The organism is Streptomyces sp. Tu 3180 (assembly GCF_009852415.1).
GTDB lineage: Bacteria > Actinomycetota > Actinomycetes > Streptomycetales > Streptomycetaceae > Streptomyces.
Window position 1 is genome coordinate 2,568,873 of record NZ_WOXS01000002.1, and the last position, 23,317, is coordinate 2,592,189.

At 74.1% G+C, this 23,317-nt stretch carries 24 protein-coding genes and 1 pseudogene; 12 read left to right on the top strand and 13 right to left on the bottom strand.

Annotation, left to right across the window (positions count from 1 at the left end):
• Nucleotides 1-90: 90 nt before the first annotated feature.
• From GL259_RS12480 to GL259_RS12490, 3 genes are all read right to left on the bottom strand, one after another.
• On the bottom strand, nt 91-1,143 hold the full coding sequence (locus GL259_RS12480) for an endonuclease/exonuclease/phosphatase family protein (protein ID WP_159532114.1): 1,053 nt from the start codon (nt 1,141-1,143) through the stop codon (nt 91-93).
• A 190-nt stretch (nt 1,144-1,333) separates the two neighbouring features.
• The gene (locus GL259_RS12485) at nt 1,334-1,960 is read right to left on the bottom strand and encodes a TetR/AcrR family transcriptional regulator (RefSeq protein ID WP_159532116.1); all 627 of its coding nucleotides are present in this window, start codon (nt 1,958-1,960) and stop codon (nt 1,334-1,336) included.
• Nucleotides 1,961-2,034: 74 nt separating this feature from the next.
• Nucleotides 2,035-3,624 carry an MFS transporter gene (locus GL259_RS12490; RefSeq protein ID WP_159532118.1) on the bottom strand — a complete coding sequence of 530 codons (1,590 nt, stop codon included), beginning with the start codon at nt 3,622-3,624 and terminating at the stop codon, nt 2,035-2,037.
• Between the two features lie 214 nt (nt 3,625-3,838).
• Here GL259_RS12490 and panB point away from each other — a divergent pair, with 214 nt between their 5' ends.
• The 3 genes from panB to GL259_RS12505 all read left to right on the top strand — a co-directional run bounded on the left by panB (nt 3,839) and on the right by GL259_RS12505 (nt 6,684).
• Nucleotides 3,839-4,714 carry a 3-methyl-2-oxobutanoate hydroxymethyltransferase gene (panB, locus tag GL259_RS12495; RefSeq protein ID WP_159532120.1) on the top strand — a complete coding sequence of 292 codons (876 nt, stop codon included), beginning with the start codon at nt 3,839-3,841 and terminating at the stop codon, nt 4,712-4,714.
• Between the two features lie 129 nt (nt 4,715-4,843).
• On the top strand, nt 4,844-5,869 hold the full coding sequence (locus GL259_RS12500; RefSeq protein ID WP_166461478.1) for an ATP-binding cassette domain-containing protein: 1,026 nt from the start codon (nt 4,844-4,846) through the stop codon (nt 5,867-5,869).
• Nucleotides 5,866-6,684: an ABC transporter permease gene (locus tag GL259_RS12505; protein WP_159532124.1), complete on the top strand. Its 819-nt coding sequence runs from the start codon at nt 5,866-5,868 to the stop codon at nt 6,682-6,684. Before GL259_RS12500 ends, GL259_RS12505 begins: the two co-directional genes overlap by 4 nt.
• Here the strand turns inward: GL259_RS12505 and GL259_RS12510 are convergent, their stop codons facing one another.
• Nucleotides 6,685-9,963, bottom strand: coding sequence for a BTAD domain-containing putative transcriptional regulator (locus tag GL259_RS12510; protein WP_159532126.1), 3,279 nt, complete (start codon nt 9,961-9,963; stop codon nt 6,685-6,687).
• A gap of 291 nt (nt 9,964-10,254) precedes the next feature.
• Here GL259_RS12510 and GL259_RS12515 point away from each other — a divergent pair, with 291 nt between their 5' ends.
• Nucleotides 10,255-11,055: a site-2 protease family protein gene (locus GL259_RS12515; protein ID WP_159532128.1), complete on the top strand. Its 801-nt coding sequence runs from the start codon at nt 10,255-10,257 to the stop codon at nt 11,053-11,055.
• Here GL259_RS12515 and GL259_RS12520 read toward each other — a convergent pair.
• Entirely contained in the window at nt 11,045-11,260 is a 216-nt protein-coding gene (locus GL259_RS12520) for a hypothetical protein (protein ID WP_159532130.1), read from the bottom strand. The two genes, GL259_RS12515 and GL259_RS12520, sit on opposite strands and share 11 nt — an antisense overlap.
• A gap of 55 nt (nt 11,261-11,315) precedes the next feature.
• Nucleotides 11,316-12,029 carry an NADPH-dependent F420 reductase gene (gene npdG / locus GL259_RS12525; RefSeq protein ID WP_159532132.1) on the bottom strand — a complete coding sequence of 238 codons (714 nt, stop codon included), beginning with the start codon at nt 12,027-12,029 and terminating at the stop codon, nt 11,316-11,318.
• A 139-nt stretch (nt 12,030-12,168) separates the two neighbouring features.
• Here npdG and GL259_RS12530 point away from each other — a divergent pair, with 139 nt between their 5' ends.
• Entirely contained in the window at nt 12,169-12,771 is a 603-nt protein-coding gene (locus tag GL259_RS12530; RefSeq protein ID WP_159532134.1) for a hypothetical protein, read from the top strand.
• Between the two features lie 167 nt (nt 12,772-12,938).
• Here GL259_RS12530 and GL259_RS12535 read toward each other — a convergent pair whose 3' ends face one another.
• Nucleotides 12,939-13,169, bottom strand: coding sequence for a hypothetical protein (locus tag GL259_RS12535; RefSeq protein WP_159532136.1), 231 nt, complete (start codon nt 13,167-13,169; stop codon nt 12,939-12,941).
• A gap of 59 nt (nt 13,170-13,228) precedes the next feature.
• Between GL259_RS12535 and map the strand changes: the two genes are divergently transcribed.
• Together map and GL259_RS12545 are read left to right on the top strand one after the other, a co-directional pair.
• Complete coding sequence (gene map / locus GL259_RS12540) at nt 13,229-14,086, top strand: type I methionyl aminopeptidase (RefSeq protein ID WP_159532138.1); 858 nt, start codon at nt 13,229-13,231, stop codon at nt 14,084-14,086.
• A gap of 147 nt (nt 14,087-14,233) precedes the next feature.
• Complete coding sequence (locus tag GL259_RS12545) at nt 14,234-14,881, top strand: biliverdin-producing heme oxygenase (protein WP_159532140.1); 648 nt, start codon at nt 14,234-14,236, stop codon at nt 14,879-14,881.
• Nucleotides 14,882-14,890: 9 nt separating this feature from the next.
• On the opposite strand, the gene GL259_RS12550 is transcribed toward GL259_RS12545, so the two are convergent.
• Nucleotides 14,891-15,535 (bottom strand): PhzF family phenazine biosynthesis protein, encoded by a 645-nt coding sequence (locus GL259_RS12550; RefSeq protein WP_159532142.1) that lies wholly within the window; start codon nt 15,533-15,535, stop codon nt 14,891-14,893.
• A gap of 293 nt (nt 15,536-15,828) precedes the next feature.
• Here GL259_RS12550 and GL259_RS38690 point away from each other — a divergent pair.
• Nucleotides 15,829-15,924, top strand: a pseudogene (locus GL259_RS38690) (iron transporter); the annotation flags it as partial.
• Nucleotides 15,925-15,982: 58 nt separating this feature from the next.
• A complete protein-coding gene (locus GL259_RS12560) occupies nt 15,983-16,873 on the top strand; it encodes a hypothetical protein (RefSeq protein WP_159538579.1) in 891 nt (296 codons plus the stop codon).
• An 18-nt stretch (nt 16,874-16,891) separates the two neighbouring features.
• On the opposite strand, the gene GL259_RS12565 is transcribed toward GL259_RS12560, so the two are convergent.
• Complete coding sequence (locus GL259_RS12565; protein ID WP_159532144.1) at nt 16,892-17,626, bottom strand: bifunctional DNA primase/polymerase; 735 nt, start codon at nt 17,624-17,626, stop codon at nt 16,892-16,894.
• A 222-nt stretch (nt 17,627-17,848) separates the two neighbouring features.
• Here GL259_RS12565 and GL259_RS12570 point away from each other — a divergent pair, with 222 nt between their 5' ends.
• Nucleotides 17,849-18,727, top strand: coding sequence for a glycerophosphodiester phosphodiesterase (locus tag GL259_RS12570; RefSeq protein WP_159532146.1), 879 nt, complete (start codon nt 17,849-17,851; stop codon nt 18,725-18,727).
• A gap of 22 nt (nt 18,728-18,749) precedes the next feature.
• Here GL259_RS12570 and GL259_RS12575 read toward each other — a convergent pair whose 3' ends face one another.
• Nucleotides 18,750-19,367, bottom strand: a complete 618-nt coding sequence (locus GL259_RS12575) for a TetR/AcrR family transcriptional regulator (RefSeq protein ID WP_159532148.1) — start codon at nt 19,365-19,367, stop codon at nt 18,750-18,752.
• A 105-nt stretch (nt 19,368-19,472) separates the two neighbouring features.
• Between GL259_RS12575 and GL259_RS12580 the strand changes: the two genes are divergently transcribed.
• Nucleotides 19,473-19,709: a DUF6243 family protein gene (locus GL259_RS12580; RefSeq protein WP_208026609.1), complete on the top strand. Its 237-nt coding sequence runs from the start codon at nt 19,473-19,475 to the stop codon at nt 19,707-19,709.
• Here the strand turns inward: GL259_RS12580 and GL259_RS12585 are convergent.
• The 3 genes from GL259_RS12585 to GL259_RS12595 are packed head-to-tail and all read right to left on the bottom strand — an operon-like array spanning nt 19,706 to nt 23,055.
• Entirely contained in the window at nt 19,706-20,707 is a 1,002-nt protein-coding gene (locus tag GL259_RS12585; RefSeq protein WP_159532150.1) for a small ribosomal subunit Rsm22 family protein, read from the bottom strand. The two genes, GL259_RS12580 and GL259_RS12585, sit on opposite strands and share 4 nt — an antisense overlap.
• Before the next feature lie 12 nt (nt 20,708-20,719).
• Nucleotides 20,720-21,898 carry a serine hydrolase domain-containing protein gene (locus GL259_RS12590; RefSeq protein ID WP_208026466.1) on the bottom strand — a complete coding sequence of 393 codons (1,179 nt, stop codon included), beginning with the start codon at nt 21,896-21,898 and terminating at the stop codon, nt 20,720-20,722.
• Nucleotides 21,850-23,055 (bottom strand): multidrug effflux MFS transporter, encoded by a 1,206-nt coding sequence (locus GL259_RS12595; RefSeq protein WP_243762561.1) that lies wholly within the window; start codon nt 23,053-23,055, stop codon nt 21,850-21,852. Before GL259_RS12595 ends, GL259_RS12590 begins: the two co-directional genes overlap by 49 nt.
• On the opposite strand from GL259_RS12595, the gene GL259_RS38695 reads away from it, so the two are divergent.
• Nucleotides 22,997-23,278 carry a hypothetical protein gene (locus GL259_RS38695; RefSeq protein ID WP_243762630.1) on the top strand — a complete coding sequence of 94 codons (282 nt, stop codon included), beginning with the start codon at nt 22,997-22,999 and terminating at the stop codon, nt 23,276-23,278. The genes GL259_RS12595 and GL259_RS38695 overlap by 59 nt on opposite strands.
• The last annotated feature ends 39 nt before the right edge of the window (nt 23,279-23,317 follow it).

Consider the following 23,317-nt stretch of genomic DNA (forward strand, 5'->3'; position numbering starts at 1 on the left):
CACGTACGGAACAAAATCTCTCAGGCCCGGTGTCCCCCGGGATGACACGGAGGTCGCCGAAAGGGGTTCGACAGGCGTTGGCCTGGGGTTTCAGCCCTCCGGTGTGGTGACCTTCACACGGGCCGCGACGGGGAGGTGGTCGCTGGCCGTCGCCGGGAGGGTCCACGAACTCTCCGGCTCGGCGCCCTTGACCATGATCTGGTCGATCCGCGCCATCGGGAACGAGGCCGGCCAGCTGAAGCCGAAGCCGCTGCCCACGGCGCCCTGCGTGGAGCGCATCTGGGAGGTGACGGCCTTCAGGGCGCGGTCGTTCATCGTGCCGTTCAGGTCGCCGAGCAGGACGATGTTCTCCAGGCGCTCCCCGGCGATGGCCTCGCCCAGGGCGTCCGCGCTCTTGTCGCGCTGACGGGCCGTGAAGCCGGCCTCCAGCTTCACCCGGACCGAGGGGAGGTGGGCGACGTAGACCGCGACCTGCCCGGCGGGGGCCGTCACCGTGGCGCGCATCGCGCGCTCCCAGCCGAGGCGGATGTCGACGGCCTTCACGTCGCTCAGCGGGTACTTGCTCCACAGGCCGACCGTGCCGACCACCGCGTGGTACTTGTACGTCGGCGCCAGCGCCCTCTCGTACGTGGGGACCTCCGACGCCTTCAGCTCCTCCAGGGCCAGGACGTCGGCGCCCGAGGCGGCCACGTCGCGGGCGGTGCCGGACGGGTCCGGGTTCTGGGCGTTGACGTTGTGCGTGGCCACCGTGAGGTCGCCGCCGGCGGCGGTCTTGTCGGAGAGCAGTCCGCCGAAGAGGTTCAGCCACACCACCGCGGGCAGGACCGTCGCGATCAGCGCCGTCGCCGACCTGCGGAGCAGGGCCAGCAGGAGGAGGAGCGGGACGAACAGGCCCAGCCAGGGCAGGAACGTCTCCACCAGGCTGCCCAGGTTGCCCACCCGGTTGGGGATGTGGGCGTGGGCCAGCATGACCAGGGACAGCAGGGCCGCGCACGCGGCCAGGGCCAGGCCCCGGCGCCAGATGCGGCGGTCGCCGCGCAGGTCCCCCGCCAGGCGGTCGAGCAGACGCCGAAGCCGGGTCGGCCGGCGCTCGGGCCCAGGGCCGCCGGTGTCCGTCTCCGTCATGTACGCCTGCTGCGCCATACCGTCGCCTCACAACTTGCCGTGCACACCGTCACCCCGTGTCCGTACGACCCTAGGGGATGATCGGTTCCTTTCCTGCCGTCCGTCGACGGCCGTACGGGGGCGAGGACGCGCGAGGCCGCTCGGGGAGTTCCGCACGGGGGCGGAAAAAGCGTCCTCTGTGACGAAACGCGCACATCGGGGTTCCGTTCTACGGATGCGGCCTGACGGGACGTAGGCCCTGGAGCAGGGTGTCGACGACCCGTTCGGCGAGGTCGTCCGGCAGGTCGGCGTCGGGGCGCAGGACGGTGCGGACGAGGAGGGGGCCGACGACGATGTCGTTGAGCAGCTCTATGTCGACGTCGTCGCGCAGTTCACCGTTCTCCCGGCCCCGGCGCAGCACCTCCAGGCCGAGGGTGCGGCGCGGCAGGATGACGGTGTTGTTGTAGGCGGCCCACAGCTTCGGGCTGCTCTTCATCTGGGCGTGCACGTTGTGCAGGATCGCCGACGTCCTGTTGGCCAGGCCGCGCCGGCGCAGGGAGTCCAGCAGGACGACGAGGTCGTCGCGCAGGGAGGTGCCGGGGAGTTCGGGATCCGGGGGCTCGGCGGCGCGCACGACGTCGACGAAGAGCTCCTCCTTGCCGCTCCAGCGGCGGTAGATGGTGGCCTTGCCGACGCCGGCGGTGCGGGCGATGCGCTCGATGGAGAGCTCCGCGAGCGGAACGCCGTCCTCCAGGAGCTTCATCGCGCCCTCGATGATGGCGCGCTCGACCGCCTCGCTGCGGGGGCGGCCCCGTGCGGGACCGTCCTGCCGGGGGCCGGTTCCGACCGGGCTCACGTCGCTGCCTCCTTTGGTGGGCCGGGGCGATTCTCCCCGGTGCGCGGCGGGAACGGTCCACCGGGGAGGGGTTCTCAGTCCGCCGCCGACACCAACTCCTGGTTCCGCTCCCCTCCTTCGGGCTCCCGGGCGCGGCCGGGCAGGAACAGGGCGGTGACGACCGCGCCGACCAGCGCGATGCCCGCTCCGCACAGGGCCGTGACGTGCATCGCGTGCAGGAACGCGTCGTTCGCCGGGCCGACCAGGGCCTCGCCGCGCGCGCCCAGCCGGTCCGCCACGGCCAGGGTGGCCTCGATGGACTCGCCGGCGGCGTGGCGCGCGGCGGGCGGCAGCAGGCCGAGCCCGTCCTCGATGTCGTTGCGGTAGACGGTGGACAGCACCGAGCCGAGGACGGCGACGCCGAGGGCGCCGCCCACCTGGCGGAAGGTGTTGCTGAGCGCGGAGGCCGAGCCGGCCTTCTCGCGGGGCAGGGCCTGCATGACGACGACGCTGACGGGCGTCATGACGTGCGTCATGCCGGTGCCCATCAGGAAGAAGACGGCCTCGATGAACCAGATCGGCGTGTCCGTGTCCAGGACGGCGAACGCGGCCAGCGTCACCGCGAGCGTCACCAGGCCGCCGGTGGTGGTGGCCCGGTGGCCGAAGCGGTCCACCAGCAGCCGGGCCCGCGGCGCGAAGACCGTCTGCGTGACGGCCAGCGGCAGCAGCAGCAGACCGGTCTGCAGCGGCGAGTGACCGCGCACGCTCTGGAGGTAGAAGACGGCGAAGAACGTCACGCCCATCAGCGCGAAGAAGACCAGCGCGATGGCGGCGATCGCGGCGGAGAAGACCTTGTTCCCGAAGTACGTGACGTCGATGGACGGGTGGTCGCTGCGCTTCTCGACCACGACGAAGACGGCGAGCACCGCGAGACCGGCGCCGACGGCCGACAGCACCGTGGCGTCGGTGAAGTCGGCGAGCTGGCCGCCCCTGATGACGCCGTAGACCAGCAGGACCAGGCCGGCCACGGACAGGACGACGCCGGCGGGGTCGACGCGGCCGGGGGCGGGGTCGCGGGAGTCGGGCACCAGCCACAGCATCAGGGCGACGGCGAGCAGCACGATGGGCACGTTGACGAGGAAGACCGAGCCCCACCAGAAGTGTTCCAGCAGCACGCCGCCGGTGATCGGTCCGACGGCGATGGCGAGCCCCACCCCGCCGGTCCAGACGCCGATGGCCTTGGGCTGCTCGTCGCGTTCGAAGACGTTCATCAGGACCGCCAGGGTGGCCGGCATGACGAACGCGGCGCCGAGGCCCATCACCGCGCGGAAGGCGATCAGCTCGGCCGGGGAACCGCAGAACGCGGCGAGCGCCGAGCCGGCGCCGAACACGGCGAGGCCGCCGATCAGCACCTTCTTGCGGCCGAACCGGTCGCCCAGCAGTCCCGCGGTGAACAACAGGCCCGCGAAGACGAGCGTGTAGGAGTTGATCGCCCACTCCAGCTCGCTCTGCGTGGCACCCAGACCGGTGGGGGCGGGGGTGGAGATCGTCTTGATGGCGACGTTCAGGATCGAGTTGTCCAGCACGACGATCAGCAGGCTCGTCATCAGGACGCCGAGGATCGCCCAGCGGCGCCGGTGCACGGCTTCCGGAACCCTGCGGGCGGGGGCGGCGGGAGTGGTCATGCGGCCCAGCCTAGCGATTTCCGATACGAGACCGTCTCGTATCGGTACTCCTTTGCCGAGATCTTGCCCGCCCATTACGTTCCTTTTGTCCGTTTTCCTCTCGGGTGGAACTCACAGGGGTTCCTCTGGTCCTCGCCGGGCCGAGGTGCCACCATGGACGTGGTCCGGGGACGCCGTCAGGGCGCCTCGAGATGACGTGTTAGGAGCCGTTGCAATGACGCAGCTTTCGGCTGCCCCGACTGCGAAGTCGACCCCCTCCGACGGCAGCAGGGCGCTGTACGGGGGCAAGGGCACGCGCCGCATCACCGTCCGCGACATCGCCGCCGCCAAGGAGCGCGGCGAGAAGTGGCCCATGCTCACCGCCTACGACGCGATGACCGCGTCCGTGTTCGACGAGGCCGGCATCCCGGTGATGCTCGTCGGCGACTCGGCGGGCAACTGTCACCTCGGGTACGACACCACCGTGCCCGTCACGCTCGACGAGATGACCATGCTGTCCGCCGCCGTCGTACGGGGCACCTCGCGCGCCCTGATCGTGGGCGACCTGCCCTTCGGCTCCTACCAGGAGGGCCCGGTGCAGGCGCTGCGCTCGGCGACCCGGCTGGTCAAGGAGGCGGGCGTGGGCGCCGTCAAGCTGGAGGGCGGCGAGCGCTCGCACCGGCAGATCGAGCTGCTGGTGGAGTCCGGGATCCCGGTGATGGCGCACATCGGCCTGACCCCGCAGTCGGTGAACGCCATGGGCTACCGGGTGCAGGGGCGCGGCGAGGAGGCGGCCCAGCAGCTGCTGCGGGACGCCAAGGCGGTCCAGGACGCGGGCGCCTTCGCGGTGGTCCTGGAGCTGGTGCCGGCCGAGCTGGCCGCCGAGGTGACCCGGACGCTGCACATCCCGACGGTCGGGATCGGCGCGGGCCCGCAGACCGACGCGCAGGTGCTGGTGTGGACCGACATGCTCGGGCTGACCGGCGGCCGGGTGCCGAAGTTCGTCAAGCAGTACGCGGACCTGCGCGAGGTCATGAGCGGCGCGGCGAAGGCCTTCGCCGAGGACGTCGTCGGCGGAACGTTCCCGCAGGAGGAGCACTCCGTCCACTGAGCCATCGCGGTACGACAGCCGGCCCCGCCGATCTTCCCCCGTCGGCGGGGCCGGCGCCGTCGGCGGGCCGTCGGTGGTCGTCGGCGGGCTGTCGGTGGTTTGTCGGTGGCTGCTGGCATCGTCGCTGCCATGACACGAACGGACAAGCAGACCGGCGGCGCGGGCAGCGCCGTCACCGTGCGGGGGCTGGTCAAGCACTACGGCGAGACCAGGGCTCTGGACGGCGTCGACCTGGACGTGCGCGAGGGCACCGTGATGGGTGTGCTCGGGCCGAACGGGGCCGGCAAGACCACCCTCGTACGGATCCTGTCCACGCTCCTGACGCCGACCGCCGGACACGCCACCGTCGCCGGGTACGACGTGGTCCGCCAGCCGCGGCAGCTGCGCCGGGTGATCGGGCTGACCGGGCAGTACGCCTCCGTGGACGAGAAGCTTCCCGGCTGGGAGAACCTCTACCTGATCGGCCGGCTGCTCGACCTGTCCCGCAAGGAGGCCCGGGCCCGCGCCGACGAGCTGCTGGAGCGGTTCTCGCTCACCGAGGCGGCCCGGCGGCCGGCCGCCACGTACTCCGGCGGCATGCGGCGGCGGCTGGACCTGGCCGCCTCGATGATCGGCCGGCCGGCCGTGCTGTACCTGGACGAGCCGACCACCGGACTGGACCCCCGGACCCGCAACGAGGTGTGGGACGAGGTCAAGCGGCTGGTCGGGGACGGCGTCACCGTGCTGCTGACCACCCAGTACATGGAGGAGGCCGAGCAGCTCGCCACCGAGCTGACCGTCGTGGACCGGGGCAAGGTCATCGCGAGCGGCGGCATCGAGGAGCTGAAGGCCAAGGTCGGCGGCCGCACGCTGCGGATCCGCCCGGCCGATCCGCAGCAGCTGCGCCCGCTGGCGAGCGCCCTCGACACGCTGGGCATCACCGGCCTCGCCACGACCACCGTGGACACCGAGCGGGGCGCCGTGCTCGTCCCGGTGCTGAGCGACGAGCAGCTGACCGCCGTGGTCGGCGCGGTCACCGCGCGCGGGATCACGCTCAGCTCCATCACCACCGAACTGCCCAGCCTGGACGAGGTGTTCCTGTCCCTCACCGGCCACCGTGCCAGTGCCCCGCAGGACACCGTGCCCGCCGGGACCCGCGAGGAGGTCGCCGTATGAGCGCCACGACCCTGGACACCGACCCGCGCGCGGACGCCCGTATCCCGCTGCGCGGGCACCTGCGCCACACCGGGGCGCTGGTGCGCCGCAACCTGCTGTGGATCCGGCAGGACCCGGAGTCGATGTTCGACGCCGTGCTGTTCCCGATCGTCTTCACCCTGCTGTTCGTGTACGTCTTCGGCGGCTCGATCGGGCAGTCGCTGGGCGGCGGGCAGGAGGCGTACGTGCAGTACATCGTGCCCGGCCTGATGGCCATGATGGGCATGAACATGGCCCAGGGGGTGGGCACCGGGTTCAACCAGGACTTCAACACCGGGGTCATGGACCGCTTCCGGTCGCTGCCGATCGGGCGCGGCTCGGTGCTGTTCGCCAAGATCTCGGTCGAGATGATGCGGATGCTGATCGCCACCGCGATCCTCATGGTCGTCGGTGTGCTCGTCGGCTTCGACATCACCAACTGGCCGGGGCTGTTCGCGGCCGTGGGGCTGTCCGCGGTGTTCGGCTCGGCCCTGATGTGGATCTTCCTCACGCTGGGCGTGGTGATGAAGAACGCGCAGTCGGTGCAGGCGATGGGCTTCCTGGTGCTGATGCCGCTGCAGTTCGGCTCGTCGATCTTCGCCCCGACCCAGTCGATGCCGGGCTGGCTGGAGTCCTTCACCGAGGTCAACCCGCTGTCCGCGCTGGCGGACGCCGCGCGCGGGCTGATGGTGGGCGGCCCGGTCGCCCACGACCTGTGGATGACGCTGGCCTGGTCGGTGGGGATCACGGCGGTGATGGCACCGGTCGCGATCCACAAGTTCCGCACGAAGAGCTGATCACGCCGGTCCGAGCAGGGCGACGGCCTCCTCCGGGGGGAGACCGGCGCCCTCGGCGTACGCGGTCTCGTACGCCGCGTCGCCGAGGACCGCCCGGGCGCGCGCCTCGGCGCGCTCGCGCACCTCGCGTTCCACGAGCCCGGCGTGGTGTTCGGGCGGCAGCCAGGAGTCGGCGGCGCCGAGGCAGCGGGCCGCGTCCCGGGCGCGCCGCCCGCCGTCGAGTCCGGCGAGGGCGACGGCGCCCAGGGTGAGGTGCGTGGAGCGCATGTGGGGCGCCATGGCGGCGGACAGCGGATCGCCCGCCTGCCGGATCGCCTCGCGGACGACGGCCAGGCCCTTCTCGTCGTTGCCGTCGGCCATCTCCAGCCAGGCCTCGGCACCGAGGATGAACGCGTCGAAGACGACGTAGTGCGCGATGCGGAACTCCTCGCGCAGGGCCCGCAGGTGCTCCCGGGCCTCCGCCGTGCGCCCGGTCGTGCAGAGCCAGCCGGTCAGGAAGAGCCGGGCGGCGGGCAGGGCCTCGATGTGCCGGCCCCTCGTGTCGTCGATGACCTCGCGCAGCAGCCGCTCACCGCGCTCCGGGTCACCCGCCTCCAGCAGCGCGTTGCCCAGCCGGGCGGTGAGCACGGCCGTGTGGGCGCGGGCGCCGAGGCGGTCCGCGTGCTCGATCGCCGCCTCGTAGTCCGCGATGGCGTCCTCGTACGCGCCGGCGCGTTCGCGGGCCTCGCCGCGCGCGGAGAGGGACTCGGCGATGCCCCAGGTGTCGCCGAGCCGGCGGTGGATCTCCAGCGCCTCGTCGGCGTCGCGGCGCGCGTCGCCGGCCCAGTCGCTGCGGTTGGCCAGGAAGTTGGCGCGCAGCTGGAGGTTGGAGGCCAGCTCCCACTCGAACCCGGGGTTCTCCCGGCAGGTGCGGATGGCCGCGTCGACCACCTGGCGCAGCCGGTCCATGTCACCGGTCAGCATCACGGCGAACACCCAGAGCAGGCCGGGCGGCCGGCAGACCTGCGGCAGGCCCGGCTCGTACGTCGCGCCGACCAGGCGCAGCTTGTGCTGTGCCTGCGGGGTCTGCCAGTCGTCCAGCTCGGTGTCCATGTGGGCCAGATGGGCCAGGTGCACCCCGCGGCGGGCCTCGGTGAGGACCTCGCCGGTCATCGGGGGCGGGGCGTCGGTGCAGCGCCGCCACAGCGGGGCGGCGGGCCGCACCGGTTCGGTGAACGGGTCGGGGGCGAGGGCCATGACCTCGGAGCACCAGTTGCGGGCCTCGATGCGCAGATCACGCATCTGCCAGTACCAGACGAGCGACAGGGTGATGCAGAGCGCCTCCTGCTCGTCGCGCAGGGCGAGGGCGTGGCGCAGGGCCGTGCGCAGGTTCTCGTACTCCCGCTCCAGCCGTGCGACGGCGGTCGTCTGGTCCGGGCCGCGCAGCATCGGCTCGGTGGTGCGGGCGAGTTCACGGAAGTACGTCAGATGCGCCCGTTCGGCCTCCGGGCGCCGGCCGGACTCGTCGAGGCGCTCGCCGGCGTACTCGGCGACGGTCTCCAGCAGGCGGTAGCGCATCTCGCCCTCGCCCGAGGGGGCGGCCACCACCAGGGACTTGTCGACGAGGGAGCCGAGCGCCTCGAGCGCGGCCGGCCCGCACACGGCCTCGGCGGCGGCGAGGTCGCAGCCGCCCGCGAAGACCGACAGCCGGCCCAGTACGTCGCGTTCGTCCTCGTCGAGCAGGTCCCAGGACCAGTCGACGACGGCCCGCAGGGTCTGCTGCCGGGGAAGGACGGTGCGGCTGCCGGAGGTGAGCAGGCGGAAGCGGTCGTCGAGCCGGTCGGCGATCTGGCGCGGGGTGAGCATCCGCAGCCGGGCGGCGGCGAGTTCGATGGCGAGGGGCAGTCCGTCGAGGCGGCGGCAGATCTCCGCGCAGGCCGCCGCGGTGTCGTCGTCGGCGTCGGTGCGGAAGCCGGGGCGGGCGGCGGCGCCCCGGTCGGCGAGCAGGCGCAGCGCGACCGGCTCGGGCAGCGGCTCCACGGGACGCAGCAACTCCCCGCGCACGCCGAGGGGTTCGCGGCTGGTGGCGAGGACGGTGAGGCCGGGGCAGCGCTCCAGCAGCGCCTCGACGAGGCGGGCGGCGGCCTCGACGACGTGCTCGCAGTTGTCCAGGATCAGCAGCATGCGGCGCGGGCCGCAGTGCTCGGCGAGACGCTCCACCGGGTCGGCGTGCCGGTCGGTGACGGCCCGCATGCTCTCGGCGCCGTACAGCACGGTCTCGCGGGCGCCGACGGCGGTGAGGACGGCCTCGGGGACGGCGTCGGGGTCGTCGACCGGGGCGAGTTCGGCGAGCCACACGCCGTCGGGGAGGGTCTGCCGCACGGTGTCGGCGGCCTCCTGCGACAGCCGGGTCTTGCCGGCCCCGCCCGGTCCCAGCAGGGTCACCAGCCGGGCGGCGGCGAGGTCCGCGCGGATGGCATCGATGTCGGCCTCCCGGCCGACGAAGGAGGTCAGCCGGGCCCGCAGGTTGCCGGGGCGCGGGGTCCGGGGCGGCTGCGCGGCGGGGGCGTCCGTGCCGCCCAGCAGCTCGGCGTGCAGGGCGCGGAGCTCGCCTCCGGGGTCGGAACCGAGGCGGTCCGCGAGCAGGCGCCGTACGTCCTCGTAGGCGGCCAGCGCCTCGGCGGTGCGGCCGGTGTCGCGCAGGGCGCGCAGCCGCAGGGCCTGGAGGGGCTCGTCGAGGGGGTGGCCGTCGCACAGGGCGGTCAGCTCGGGCAGGGACTGCTCGGCCCGGCCGAGGGCGAGGGCGGCGGTGTGGCGGGCGCGCAGCGCGTCCAGGCGCCGGGTCTCGGCGCGGGCCGCCTCGGCGGTGCGGTCGGGGAGGTCGGTGAGGGCGGGACCGTGCCACAGGGCGAGGGCGTCGTCCAGCAGGGCACCCGCCTTGGCGGGGTCCCCGTCGGCCAGGGCGCGCAGGCCCTCGCCGGCCAGCCGCTCGAACCGGTGCAGGTCGACGTCGTCGGGCACGGCGGTGAGCCGGTAGCCGCCGTCGGCGGAGGCCACGGCGTCCGCGCCGAGCGCCCGGCGCAGCCGCCCGACCAGGGCCTGCAGCGCGCCCGTCGCGTCGGCCGGCGGTTCGCCGTCCCAGACCTCGTCCACCAGCAGGCGCACGGGCACGGTGCGGCCGGCCCGCAGGGCGAGCACGGTCAGCAGCGCGCGCAGCCGCGCCCCGCCGAGGGGGACGGCGCTGCCGTCGGGGCCGAGTGCCTGGGTGGTGCCGAGGATGCGGTAGCGCACGGGGTTCATTGTCTCCGGTGGTCCGGTGGCGGTCACAGGCCGGGGCAGGGGGCCGGCCGGGGCGGATCGGGGCCGGGGGCGCGGCGGCGAGGAGCGGCGGCCGGCTCGCCCCGTCACCCACCGCGGACGGCTCGCCGCGGCACTCCCTCCGCAGGTCCTCGTGGAACACGTGTCGGAGCCCCATGGCCCCCACCCTGCTAGGAACCGGCGGCCCGCGCGAGACGTTTTCCCGGTGCGCCCGCTACGGTCGGGCGGTCCCCGCGTGTCCCCCGCCGCGTGCCCGACAGCCAAGGGAGCTCCATGACCACCGCCACCATCCGACCGGGCGACCGGCGGGTCAGTCCCGTCTTCCTCGGGATCCTGGCCGTCACCGCGGTCACCGGCTGGGCCACCTGGACCGGGTTCGCGGCGCAGCCCGGCGTGGCCGTGTTCCTGTTCGTGACGGCCGCCTGGATCGTCTCCCTGTGCCTGCACGAGTACGCGCACGCGCGCACCGCGCTGCACAGCGGCGACGTCTCGGTCGGCGCGAAGGGCTACCTCACGCTGAACCCGGTGAAGTACACGCACGCCCTGCTGAGCGTCGTGCTCCCGGTGCTGTTCGTGATCATGGGTGGGATCGGTCTGCCCGGCGGTGCCGTCTTCATCGAGCGCGGCCGGATCCGGGGGCGCTGGCGGCACAGCCTGATCTCGGCGGCGGGCCCGCTGACGAACGTCCTGTTCGCCGTCGTGTGCACGGCGCCGTTCTGGCTGGACGCGCTGGACGGCGTGCCGGCCGACTTCCGGTTCGCGCTGGCGTTCCTGGCGCTGCTGCAGGTGACGGCGGCGATCCTGAACTTCCTGCCGGTGCCGGGGCTGGACGGCTACGGCGTGATCGAGCCCTGGCTGTCGTACGGCGTCCGGCGGCAGGTGGAGCCGTTCGCGCCGTTCGGGCTGCTGTTCGTGTTCGCGCTGCTGTGGCTGCCGGCGGTGAACGGCGCGTTCTTCGGCGTGGTCGACTCCCTGCTGAACGCCCTGGGCATCCACGAGTTCGACACGTACTGCGGCTACGAACTGTTCCGCTTCTGGCGGGACACGGACGGGCTGTGCTCGGTCAGCCCGTGACGGAGCCGTCCCGCGCCGTCCGGCCGCGCCGGAGGTAGTACCAGGTCATGTTGGACGACAGACCCGCCAGCAGCACCCAGACGACGCCGACGAACACGCCGCCGCGCACGAAGGAGACGACGGCCGCGGCGACGGCGAGGAGGCAGACGACGAGGGCGTAGAGGGCGAGTCGCCGGGCCTGGGCGGGCGGGGGCACGGGGGACATGGTGACGGGCTCCTGTCGGGGGACACTGCTACGTCCTCCAGTGTCCCCCATCGCCTCATACGTCCGTGACCCGGAGCCCGGCGTGCGCCTTGTACCGGCGGTTGACCGAGATCAGGTTGGCGACCAGCGCCTCCACCTGGTGCGCGTTCCGCAGCCGCCCGGCGAAGACGCCGCGCATGCCGGGGATGCGGCCGGCCAGCGCCTGGACGATCTCCACGTCGGCACGGGCCTCGCCGAGCACCATCACGTCGGTGTCGATCTCGTCGGTCTCCGGGTCCTGGAGCAGCACGGCCGACAGGTGGTGGAAGGCGGCGGTGACCCGGGAGTCCGGCAGCAGGGCCGCGGCCTGCTCGGCGGCGCTGCCCTCCTCCGGCTTGAGCGCGTAGGCGCCCTGCTTGTCGAAGCCGAGCGGGTTGACGCAGTCGACGACGAGCTTGCCGGCCAGTTCCCCGCGCAGGGACTCCAGCGTCGCGGCGTGGCCGTCCCAGGGCACGGCGACGATCACGACGTCGCTGCGGCGGGCGGTCTCGGCGTTGTCGGCGCCCTCGACGCCGTACCCGAGTTCCTCGGCGGCGGCCCGGGCGCGCTCGGCCGCGCGGGAGCCGATGATCACCTTCTGGCCGGCCCTGGCGAGCCGGTGGGCGAGGCCCTTGCCCTGCGGCCCGGTGCCGCCGAGCACGCCGACGACGAGCCCGGAGACGTCGGGCAGGTCCCAGGGGTCCTTGGCGGGGGCCTTGGCGGGCTGCTGTGCGCTGTCGGTAGAGGTCATGGTCCGACTCTATGTCCGCCGCGGCACCGCTCCGGCCCGCGTGAGCCCCGTCACCGGCCCGCCCGCGGTGTCGCCGGGTCGGGCGAATCCGGGGCGAACACCGGATCGCGGATGTGCGGTTGGGGCAGGATGCGGCCCCATGGATGCGGTACGGGTCGCGCTGCTGCGGGAAGTGCTCGCCGGGACGGAGTGGCTGGGCGCCACCCGGCATTTCGCGAGGACGCTGCGCGGGTCGGTGGTGTCGCACGGCGGTGGGCTGCTGCTGGTGGGCACGCGGGAGTACGAGCCGTGGCACCTGGCGGCGCACCTGGTGGACGAGGCCGCCTGGTCCGGCACGCCGGAGCTGGCCCCGACGCTGGTACGGCACGACGCGCGCTCCTCGGACCCGGCCCACCTGGCGGTGGGACTGGGGCGGCTGGAGGCGGCACGGCGGGGCGAGACCCTGCTGGTGGTGGCGCCCGGGGAGCCCGGCGCCCCGCTGCTGGAGCGGGTCTGTGACGCCCGCCGGGCCGGGGCGACGCTGCTGTCCCTCGGTCCCGGCGGCGGCGAGCTCCCGGCGATGGCCCACGAGACGCTGCCCGTCCCCGACGGCTGCGAGCTGGACCTGGACACCGTGCAGCACCTGGTGAGCGCGGCGGCCGGCGAGAACGCCCTGCCGGCCCGCAGGGGACCGCGCCGCTTCCGGGACCGCCTGTCGAGGCTGGCCGACCTGCTGACGGCGCCCCCGCCGACCCGCTGGTAGCCGCCGGTGCGCCCCGGCCGCGCCCGTCCCGGCACGGGACCGGGCGCCGCGCTCGTCCGCCCGGCACGGGACCGGGCGCCGCCGTCACCGCCCGGCGCGGGACCGGTCGCCGCGGCAGTCCGCCCCGGTGGGGCCGGGCGCCCCTGCCCCCGCCCGGCGCGGGGCGGTCAGTCGCCCTCCCGTTCGCCGGCGGGGGCGTCGTGCCACTTGGGGTCGTTCTCCCACTGGAGGTTGCGCTCGCGGGCCGTCTCCATGGCGTGTTCGGCCTCGGTGCGGCTCGCGTACGGGCCGAAGCGGTCCTTGCCGGGGCAGTCCGGGCCCTCCTCGACCTTCTTGTGCTCCAGGCAGTAGTACCACTCGCCCGGCTTTCCGACCGTCCGCTTCTTGAACAGGGGCATGACCGACTCCTCTCGCCACGAAGATGGTCCCCCGTCGTCGCTGAATTAGACTCGCCGGCATGTCTGGCCAGTCGCTGCTCGTACCGGGGGAGCTGTCCCCCACCCGTTCCGTGCCCGGAAACATCCGCCGCCCCGAGTACGTGGGCAAGCCCGCCCCGGCGCCTTACACCGGGCCGGAGGTGCAGACGCCCGAGACGATCGAGGCGATGCGGACCGCCGGGCGGATCGCGGCGCAGGCGATGGCGGAGGCCGCGAAGCTCATCGCTCCGGGGGTGACCACCGACGAGCTGGACCGGGTGGCGCACGAGTTCATGTGCGACCACGGCGCCTACCCCTCGACGCTCGGCTACCGCGGTTTCCCCAAGTCGCTGTGCACCTCGGTCAACGAGGTCATCTGCCACGGCATCCCGGACTCCACGGTGCTGCGCGACGGCGACATCGTGAACCTGGACGTGACGGCGTACATCGGCGGGGTGCACGGCGACAACAACGCCACGTACCTGGTGGGCGACGTGGACGAGGAGAGCCGGCTGCTGGTGGAGCGCACCCGCGAGGCGCTGAACCGGGCGATCAAGGCGGTGCGTCCGGGCCGGCAGGTCAACGTCATCGGCCGGGTCATCGAGTCCTACGCCAAGCGCTTCGGCTACGGCGTGGTGCGGGACTTCACCGGTCACGGCATCAACTCGTCGTTCCACTCGGGGCTGATCATCCCGCACTACGACAGCCCGCACGCGACGACGGTCATGCAGCCGGGGATGACGTTCACCATCGAGCCGATGCTGACGCTCGGCACCCACGAGTACGACATGTGGGACGACGGGTGGACGGTCGTGACGAAGGACCGCAGGCGCACGGCCCAGTTCGAGCACACGCTGGTGGTGACGGACACCGGCGCGGACATCCTGACGTTGCCGTAGGGACCCGTCCGGCCCGGGACCCGCCCGGCCCGCCGCCCGCCCTCCCCGGAGGGCGGGCTCTTCCGTACCGTGGCAGGGCGGGGAGGTGCCGACCACCCGTCGGCAAGGCATTGACTTAGGTAAGCCTAACCATAGAAGATCTGGGCCATGGACTCCTTCTCCACCCTCGTCCGCACCGCCTCGCACGCGCAGCACGTGGAGGCGGAGACCTCGACCTTCATGAGCGACCTGCTGGGCGGCCGGCTGGGCGTGGACGCGTACGCGCGCTACACCGAGCAGCTGTGGTTCGTGTACGAGGCCCTGGAGTCCGACGTGCGGCGGCTGGCACCGGACCCCGTGGCCGGCCCCTTCATCCGGCCGGAGCTGTTCCGGCTGGCCTCGCTGGAGCGGGACCTGGCGCACCTGCGCGGCCCCGGCTGGCGCTCGACCCTCACCGCGCTGCCCGCCACGCGGGCCTACGCCGAGCGGGTCGCCGCGTGCGCGCGGGACTGGCCGGCCGGTTACGTCGCCCACCACTACACCCGCTACCTGGGCGACCTGTCCGGCGGGCAGATCATCCGCGACAAGGCGGAGAGGACCTGGGGCTTCACCAGGAAGGGCGACGGGGTCCGCTTCTACGTCTTCGAGGAGATCACCAACCCGGCCGCCTTCAAGCGCGGTTACCGGGAGCTGCTGGACGCGGTCCCGGTGGACGACCTGGAGAAGCAGCGGACCGTGGCCGAGTGCAAGCGGGCGTTCGCCCTGAACACGGACGTCTTCCGGGCGCTGGGCGAGGAGTTCCCGCTGTCGGCGTGAAGCACCCGGTCAGCGCTCCAGGTACACCCGCCCGCCGATCTCCGTCCACCCCTGCGGCTGCGGCGCCGTCAGGATCTGCGAGCCCGTGCCCTGGGTGATGTTCAGGGCGCGTCCCAGCCGGTCGGTGAGCAGGAGCGCCGCGGCGCCCGTCGCCTCGTCCTCCTCGATGCCGTCGTCGCGGCCGGGGAAGGCGCGGGCGCGGATCCGGCCCGCCGGCTCGTCCAGCCAGGCCCACGCGTAGATCCACTCCCCCTTCGGCGGCACGGGCAGGTCGTCCACCTCGGCGGCGGTGGCGTACTGGCGCAGGGTGCGCGGCGGCGCCCACTCCGCCCGCGCCTCGATCCAGCAGAACTCCCCGTCCTGCCGGGCGCCCATCACCCCGGCGGGAACGACGAGTTCGGGCACGTCGAGGAGCCAGGCCGTGCCGACGCAGGGGTGGCCGGCGAAGGGCAGGCGCAGGGTGGGGGTGTAGATGTCGATCACCCCGCGCTCGGGGTCGTCGACGAACACGGTCTCGCTGAAGCCGAGCTTCGCGGCGAACTCCTGCCGCTCGTCCCGCCCGGGCATCACGGAGCCGTTGCGGACGACACCGAGCTCGTTGCCGTACCCGCCACGGGGGCCGCAGAAGACGCGCAGCACGTCGTAGTCGGTCACGGGGGCATTCAAGCATCGCGCGGACGACGAGGTCGTCCCAGGTCGCGGGGCCGCCGGCGCGGACACCACGGCCCCGGGGCCGCCGGCACCGGCGCCTGCCCCCTGCCCGTCGGCGACGTCCTCCCGGGGCTCGCGGCGGCCCACGCGCACCGGGCAGCGGTGCTCCCCGCCGGGACGGCTGACCCCCGCTCGGCCCGGACCGCCCCTCCCCCGGCCTTCTCGGCCCGCGCGCGCCTTCGCCCCGGGTCACGGCGTGGCCGCGGTATCCGGTCCCGGCGCCCGCGCCGTCCCTCGCCCCGGTAGGGTTCGCCTCCGGGAAGGGGAAGGTGAAGGAACCGGATGAGCAGGGATCTCGGCCTTCGAAGGCCCGGCGGGCTCCGCAGGCTTGACCGGAACGCACGGATGGCGGCCTCGGTGACCGCTTTGTCGCTGGCGGCGAGCGGCTGCGTGGTGGTGCACGGCGAACGCGAGGTGCTCCCGGCCGCCACCCGCGCCGAAGCCGCGGAGGCGCTGCGGGAGTTCACCGCCGCGTACAACGCGGCGGACAAGGCGTACGACGGTTCCCTGGACGCCGACCACACCACCGGCGCGCTCGCCGACATCGACGCGGCGCGGCTGAAGGCCGGGAAGGCCAACAACCCGGGGGGCAACCCGCGGCACGCGCCGCTGAAGCTGACGGACGCGAAGTTCACCATCCCCGAGAAGGCCGGCTGGCCGCGCTGGTTCCTCGCCGACGCGGCCGGCAACAAGGGCGGCAGCGCCCGCTGGCTGCTGGTGTTCACCCGTGACGGCCTGGACGAGACCTGGGAGGTGGCGTACCTGACGCTGGTCGCCCCGGACGACGTACCGGAGTTCAAGACGGACGAGGACGGCTGGGCCGAGGCCGTCCCCGCGAACGCCGGCGACCTGGCCGTGGAACCGGGCGAGTTGAGCGAGCGGTACACGACGTACCTGAAGGACGGCGGGGACGCGTTCGCGGAGGGGCCGCACACCAGCGCGTGGCGGACGTTGCGCGAGAAGAAGTCGACGCGGCCGGGTCTGGCCACGCAGTACATCGACGAGCCGGTGACGAACGGCGACTACGCGCCGCTGGCGCTGCGGACCGGGGACGGCGGGGCGCTGGTCTTCTTCACCACGCGCCACTTCGAGAAGCAGACCGCCGCGGCCGGGGCGTCGGTGCCGACGCCGAACAAGGACGTGCTGGCGCTGACGACCGGTGAGATCCGGCAGTCCCTGACGATGGAGTTCGTCTCCAACGAGGTCGCCCTGGATCCGGCCGAGGGCGGGGTGCGGATCCTGGGACGGATCCAGGGGCTGACGTCCGCGAAGGGCGAGTAGTCCCCGGTTCGCGGTCCCTCAGCGGCGCAGCGGCCAGGCCGTGCCCGCGGGGTCGGACTGCCCGCCGGCGTGGCGGGCGCAGGAGTCGGTGAGGACCTCCAGCAGGCTCAGCGGGTCCGGCAGCGGATGCTCCGGGCCGCGGACCCAGTGCACCGACGGGTCGTCGTCGCCGGGCAGGCGGGCCGGCGGCACGAGGACGTAGGAACCGCGGCAGTGCCAGCGCAGGCCGGGATGCTCGTCCATGGTCTCCGGGTGGCAGTCCAGCTCGCACGGCCACCACTCGTCCTCGTCCTCGGGGGTGCCGCGGGTGAGGGTGAAGAACAGCATCCGGCCGTCGCCGCTCTCGGCGACGGGGCCGACCTCGGTCCCGGCCCGGAGCAGCCGCTCGAGCGCCTCGCGACCGGCGTCCAGGGGCACGTCGAGGACGTCGTGCACCATGCCGGTCGCGGTGATGAAGTTCGCCTGCGGCTGGTGGCGGGCCCAGCGCTCGATCTGGACGCGGTCGGTGGTGGACTGGGTCTGCCAGGCGAACGACACGGGGTGCCGGGCGGGGGTGGGACAGCCGACCCGGTCGCAGGAGCACCGGTAGCCGGCGGGGTGGGCGGCGGGCGCCAGCGGCAGTCCCGCGTCGGCGGCGGCGAGCAGCAGGGCCTCACGGCCGCCTTCGTCGGCGGCCTGCTTCGGGCGGCGTTTTCGCAGCCACTGGGAGAGTTTGCCCTGCCGGCCGGTTCGGCCGCCGAACTCCGCGCTCATCTATCCCCTCGCCTCGCCGTCGTGCGGAACAGCATGCCCTATGGTCCCACGATCGTGCGCATCGGGGGGCCGGAGCCCACAATCGGTACAGGTGGGACGAGGATGCCCGGACAGGACGAGGGGCACCTCGCGGGGCGAAGGGTACGCCGTGAGGGGCGGGCGGGCGGCGGGCCCGGTGTCCTTGCGCGCCGTGCCGGGAGCCGCGCGCCTACCGTGGTCGCCATGGTCACAAGGATCGCGCTGACGGGCCTGGCCACCGCGGCTTCCGCGGTCTCGCTGACCCTCACGGGCCACGGCGGCGGCCCGGCGGAACCGCTGGAATGGGGCGGCGGCCCGCTGACGGTGGACTCGCTGCCCCGCGTCACCTACGTCGCCCACCGCGGCGGGGCCCGCGAGGTGCCCGAGAACAGCATGTCGGGGCTGATGGCGGCGTACCGGCGCGGCACGGCGCAGGTGCTGGACTTCGACACCCGGGTGCTGCGCGACGGCACGCCGGTCGTCCTGCACGACGCGACCCTGGACCGCACCACCTACCGGGGCGGCGAGGTGAGCGCCCTGGACGCCCGGGAGTGGCGGGGGGTCCGGCTGCGGCCGCGCGCCTCGCTGCCGGGGAGCTGGCGCCCGGAGCGGCCGCCGACGGTCGCCGAGGTGCTGGACCGTCTCGGCGGGCGGATCGTGCTGATGCTGGAGGCGAAGGACCCGCGCGGCCTGGACCGGCTGGCCGCGCTGATCCGCGCCCGCGGCCTGACCCGCTCGGTCCTCGTGAACACCAACGACCCCGGGGTCGCCCGCCGCGTCCACCGCCTGGGCCTGCTGTCCCAGCTGTGGCGCTCGGCCCGCCAGCTGCGCACGGACCGGCCCGAGCGCTGGCGTTCCCACGTCGACGTGCTCGACGTCGACGTCGGGGCCCGGGACGCGGACCTGCTGCGCGCGGTGCGCTCCGGGATCCCCCGGGTGTGGGCCCACACGGTCGTCACCCCCGCCCAGCGGGACCGGGCGCTGGCCTTCGGCTGCGACGGGATCATCACGGACGCCCCCGGGCGGCTGGCCCGGCATCCGGTGCGCCCGATCGGGGCGGTGAGCCGCGCGCTGGGGCGGTGAGGCGCCCCGCGGGGGGGACGGGTCAGCGGGGCGCCAGGCCGTTCAGGGCGTAGTCGACGAGGGTGTCGGTGTACTCGTAGGAGATCGGGCCCGTGTACTGGAGCCAGCGCTGGGCGAGCGGGGAGACGAAGAGTTCCAGGGCGATGCGCGGGTCGACGTCCGCGCGGACGTCCCCCGCCTCCTGCGCGGAGCGCAGCCGGTCGGCGTACAGCCGGAGCTGGGGTTCCAGCAGCTGGGCCACGAACCGGCGGCCGAGCTCCTCGTTGACGACGCCCTCGGCGGCCAGCGCGCGGGACGGCGCCTCGAAGGCCGGGTCGCGCAGCTCGTCGACGGTGGCGCGCAGCACGAGCTTGAGGTCGGCGGCGAGGTCGCCGGTGTCCGGGACGGTGTACGGCTCCTGCCCGGCGGCCTCGGCGGCCTGCCCGCTCAGGTCGAGGAACGCCTCCAGGACGACGTCGGCCTTCGACGGCCACCACCGGTAGATCGTCTGCTTGCCGACACCGGCGCGGGCGGCGATGCCCTCGATCGTCGTCTTCGGGTAGCCGACCTCCGTGACCAGGGCGAGGGCGGCCTCGTAGATGGCCCGCCGGGAGCGCTCGCTGCGGCGGGTGGCGTCGGGGGCGGACTGTCTGTGGGCCATGGCTCGAATCTACCAGGTTGACAAGACGGTGCGTCTCGCCGGACAGTGGTGAATGTCAAACGCGAGACGATACGTCTCGTCACGTACGTGGACAAGGAGATCACCATGGCCCGGGGCGGAACCGGAAACATGCTGGGCGTCGGCGGCACCCGGCGGCACCTCGGCCGCGAGGCCCTGCGTGGCGGCGGAGGCGCCGGCCGCGTCGGAGGCGGCGACGACCTCCGCGTCCAGAAGCGGGAGCTGCTGCGCAAGCTTCAGGAGAAGCGGCAGGAGCAACAGGAACAGCAACGACGGGAACAGCGGGGGAAGGGGGAGGGCGGGCGGGAGGCCCCGCTCGGCTAGTGCCCGGCCGGGGGCGGCCAGGCGTCGCCCCAGTCGGTGTCCCGGGCCGCCCGGTACAGGTCGCCCTGGCGCTTGGTGACGGTGGTCCGGCGCAGGGACGGTTCCGTCTCGCACAGGTCGAGGAGGACCTGGCCCTTGCGGATCTGCGGCCTGCGGACGACGCGGGCGGGTACGGGGCTCGCCGGGAGGCGGGTGGCGGCGACGTAGCTGAACTTCTCGTCCTCGTAGGCGAGGGAGCCGCCCTTGACCTGGCGGTGCAGCGAGGAGCGGCTGACCCGGGCCGAGAAGTGGCACCAGTCGGTGCCGGGGGCGATGGGGCAGGCGGCGCTGTGCGGGCAGGGGGCGGCGACCCGGAAGCCGGCGGAGACCAGCCGGTCGCGGGCCTCGATGACGCGGGCGTAGCCGTCGGGGGTGCCGGGTTCGACGATCACCACGGACCGGGCGGCCCCGGCGGCGGCGTCCACGAGGGCGGCGCGGTCGGGGGCGGTCAGCTCGTTGAGGACGTAGGAGACGGTGACCAGGTCCGTGCTCTCCAGGGGGAGCGCCGCCCCGATGCGGGCGCGCTGCCAGCGGACGTCCCTCAGGGCGGGGTGGGCGGCGGCGATCTCCCGGCCGAGGGCGAGTGCGGGCTCGGCCCAGTCCAGGACCGTCACCGGCCGCTTCCCCTCCCAGGTCGCGCTCACCGCCCAGGCCGCCGCGCCGGTGCCGCCGCCCACGTCCACGTGGTCGCCGGGCGCCCACCCGGGCACCGCGTCCGCGAACGCCTCCAGCGCCGAGCGCACCGCCTCGAACGTCGCGGGCATGCGGTACGCGGCGTACGCGGCCACGTCGGCCCGGTCCCGCAGGATGGGCGCCCCGGTCGGGGTGGCGCCCCGGTAGTTGGCGATCAGCCGCTCGACGGCCTGCGCGGCCTGCCGCGGCGGCAGCCCGTCGAGCAGCCCGGCGAGGGCACCGCGCAGGGTCTCGGCGGGGTTGAGGGAGGCGGCGGGGGCGTTCACCTCACGATTCTCTCAGGTCCGCCGGACCGCCCGGGCCACCCGTGTCGCCGCGTCCGCCCGGGGCGCGTTGTCCGGGACCCGGCGGCGGCGGGGGTGGACGGTGTTGGCGAGGAGGACCAGGTAGGTGTCCGTGGCCCGGTCCAGGACCAGGGACGTCCCCGTGAAACCGGTGTGCCCCGCCGCTCCGCGCCCCGCCAGCTCCCCCATGAACCAGGGCTGGTCCAGGGCGAAGCCCAGCCCGGGCGGGGTGAACAGCAGGTCCACGAAGTCGGGGCCGAGGATGCGGGCCGGGCCGTACGAGCCGCCGGCCAGCAGGGTGCGGCAGAACACCGCCAGGTCCCGCCCCGTGGAGAACAGGCCGGCGTGGCCCGCGACCCCGCCCAGCGCCCAGGCGTTCTCGTCGTGCACCTCGCCCCGCAGCATCCCCCGGTCCGCCTTGGCCCACGGCCGCCGCTGGTCCTCGGTGGCCGCCGCGCCCGGGCACGGCCCGAAGTCGGTCGCCGTCATGCCGAGCGGGCGGGTGATGCCGTCCCGGACCAGCGTGTCGAGCGTGCGGCCGGTGACGCGTTCCAGGACGTGCTGGAGCAGCAGCATGTTGAGGTCGGAGTAGCAGTACGTGCCGGGCACGCCGACGGGCGGCTCGGCGCGGAGCAGCGCCAGGCGCTCCGCGTCGTCGGCGCAGTCGTACAGCGGGAGTTCGGGGCGCAGCCCGGAGGTGTGGGTGAGCAGCTGACGGACCGTGACGCCGTGCCGGGCGGCCGCCGTGAAGTCCGGCAGGTACGCGCCCACGCGCGCGTCGATGCCGAGCGTGCCCCGCTCGATCTGCTGCACGGCGGCCACCGAGGTGAACAGCTTGGTGAGGGACGCCAGGTCGAAGGGGGTGTCCACGGTCATCGGCACGCGCGCGGCCGGCGGCAGTTCGACCGCGGTGCCGGTCTCCTCGTCGTACGCCGCGTACCGCACGGCCCAGCCCGCCGCCTCCTGCACGGCGAGCACCGGGCCGCGGCCGGCGACCACGACGGCGCCGGCCGCCCAGGGGCGCTCCCCGGCGGTGCGGGCGTGCACCTCCCGGACCAGCAGGTGCAGTTCGCCGGGATCGAGCCCGGCCCGTTCCGGTGTGCCGTGGCGCAGTCTCGGTGCGCTCAGAAGCCCTCTCCCTCCGCGCCCGTACGCCCCTTCCAGGGGCGGCACATTCCCGTGAAGCAGGCCAGCGCCACCAGGGCCGCGGCCAGCTGGACGACGGCCATCGGGACGGCGGTGTCCTCCCCGGCGATCCCGACCAGCGGGGAGGCGATCGCGCCGACGAGGAAGGACGACGTGCCGAGCAGGGCCGACGCGGCACCGGCGGCCTGCCTGGTGCGCATCAGGGCGAGGGTCTGGGTGTTGGGCAGGGTGATGCCCATCGCGGACATCAGCACGAACAGCGCGGCGGCCACGGGCGCCAGCCCGACCTCGCCGAACGCGCCCAGCGACATCAGCAGCAGCGCGACCGAGGCGACGGCCACGACGGCGAGCCCGAGCCCGAGCACCCGGTCCAGCCGGACCCGGCCGACCAGCACCTTGCCGTTGAGCTGCCCCATGGCCACCAGCCCGATCGAGTTGAGCCCGAACAGCAGGCTGAACGTCTGCGGGGAGGCGCCGTAGATCTCCTGGACGACGAACGGGGAGGCCGCGACGTAGGCGAAGAGGGAGGCGAAGGCGAAGGAGCCGGTGAGCATGTAGCCGGTGAAGGACCGGTCGGCGAGCAGCCGGCGCATCGAGCCGAGGGCCGCGCCGACGCCGCCGCCGTGGCGGTCGGCGGGGGCCAGCGTCTCCGGCAGCCTCGCCCACACCAGGGCCGTCAGCGCCACCCCGACGACGGTGAGGACGACGAACACGCCCCGCCAGTCCGTCACCCGCAGGATCTGCCCGCCGATGAGCGGCGCCACGATCGGCGCGACGCCGGAGATCAGCATGAGGGTCGAGAAGAAGCGGGCCATGGCCACGCCGTCGTACAGGTCGCGGACCACCGCCCGCGCGATGACGATGCCGGCCGCTCCCGCGAGTCCCTGCACCAGCCGGAAGGCGACGAGGAGCTCGACGGTCGGCGCGAACGCGCACAGCGCGGTGGCGACGACGTAGACCGCGAGGCCGGCGAGCAGCGGGCGGCGGCGGCCCCACCGGTCGCTCATCGGGCCGACCACCAGCTGCCCGAGCGCCATGCCCGCCAGGCAGGCGGTGAGCGTGAGCTGGACGGTGGCGGCGGGCGCGTGCAGGGAGCGGGTGACCTCCGGGAGGGCGGGGAGGTACATGTCCATCGCCAGCGGGGGCGTGGCGGTCAGGCCGCCCAGGAGGAACGTGACCAGCAGGCTGGTGCGGCCGACGGTCGTGCGGAGCGCCGACGCCGCGCTCGCCGCCGGGTTCGTCCTCGGACGCGCCGTCGGGTCCGTCGCCGGCCGCGGTGCCGGACTCGCCGTCGGATGCGGCACCGGACCCACCGTCCGGTTCGCCACCGGATGTTCCTTCGAGTCCGTTTTCGCCGCCGAGTTCGTCGTCGGGTTCGATATGGACGGCCCGCCCTCGGGCATGTGACCCCTCCCTTTCCACGTCATCGGCTCCCTATGCTCTCAG